The organism is Acinetobacter sp. YH12040 (assembly GCF_013420005.1).
GTDB lineage: Bacteria > Pseudomonadota > Gammaproteobacteria > Pseudomonadales > Moraxellaceae > Acinetobacter > Acinetobacter amyesii.
The window spans coordinates 1-1,363 of record NZ_VOZB01000034.1; the positions used below are offsets into that span (position 1 = coordinate 1).

Sequence of the window (1,363 nt, forward strand, 5' to 3'; positions counted from 1 at the left end):
CGATCTAATTTACAGTATGAGCGTATTGAACAGCTTTGCCGTCAGCTTGGTCTACAAACAGTGGCATCACAATGGTCACATCATGCACAACAAACATTAGGTCAAGATGGAAGTTATGCCGACTTTGTTGAAGCGATCTTGACGCATGAATATGCTGCCAGGCAACAGCGCAGTCAGCAGGTACTGATGAAACTCTCAGGCCTGCCTCAAGTCAAAACCCTGGAAGACTATGATTTTAATTATGCCCTAGGGGCCCCTAAATCACAGGTGATTGAACTGTTCAATCTGAGCTTTATTGCTAGAGCAGAAAATGTGGTGTTTCTCGGGGCTAGCGGAGTAGGAAAAACGCACTTATCTATGGCATTAGGCTATAAGGCCATCATGAACAACATTAAGATCAAGTTCATTACCGCCGCCGATCTCATGCTGCAACTAAGTACAGCCTATCAGCAAGGTAAACTGAAAACCTATATGCAACGTGCGGTACTGGGACCAAAGTTACTGATTATCGATGAAATTGGTTATTTACCGTTTGGACGTGAAGAAGCGAATCTGTTCTTTAACGTGATTGCCAAGCGTTATGAAAAAGGCAGTACGATATTGACGAGTAACTTACCCTTTAGCCAGTGGTCCAAATCCTTTGCAGATGATGTCACGTTGACCGCTGCGATGTTAGATCGGTTATTGCATCACTGTCATGTGGTACAAATATCGGGTGAGAGTTATCGTTTGAAGGATAAAAAAAGAATTGGGATTCAGCCCCAGGTTGAAACTTAATACGAGATCAAAGGGGTCAATTTTACTTTGCCATTTGAAAGGTAAAAGGGGTCAATTTTAGAATGCCGTTGACAAAAACCACTTTCATCTATGTAAATCAGAGGCAATTTCCCTTCTAAACACTCTATGAGATTTTGAAATTGCTGACGTTGATTTTGATCTGCTTTAGGATGCTTTAACGTCTTTTTTTACGCGATATTCCTGCGGCATGTAATGCATTAAATACCGCATGAGTGCTTACTCCTAAACGTTCAGCTCGCTCATACTGATAATCATCAGGATATTGTTCAACATCCTTCAATATTTGCTCTCTGCTAATTTTAGCTGGACGGCCAGGAATAGGTTTGTTTGTAGTGGACTTTTTCCAGTTCTGAATCGTTTGTATACAGATGTTAAAATGCTGTGCTGCTTTTCGCACAGACATTTCATCTCGAATCATAATTTCTATGACTTTGTCTTTAAAATCTTTTGAATATCCCATATCTCTATTGTTCTATAGTTTTTAGGATTTGGCTATAGAGTATCAGTCGTCATGATTTTTTACCTGTATATGTTGAATGTCAGCCGTAATGACACCGTCTTGCAT

General features: G+C 40.4%; 2 protein-coding genes. One reads left to right on the forward strand and one right to left on the reverse strand.

From position 1 onward, the window contains the following. Positions 1–777 (forward strand): IS21-like element ISAba8 family helper ATPase IstB (gene istB, locus FTT99_RS16300; protein WP_218954542.1); only part of this gene is annotated, 777 nt, incomplete at its 5' end. A gap of 175 nt (positions 778–952) precedes the next feature. Here istB and FTT99_RS16305 read toward each other — a convergent pair. Next, positions 953–1,258, reverse strand: a complete 306-nt coding sequence (locus tag FTT99_RS16305; protein ID WP_087547287.1) for an IS630 transposase-related protein — start codon at positions 1,256–1,258, stop codon at positions 953–955. Positions 1,259–1,363 lie beyond the last annotated feature (105 nt).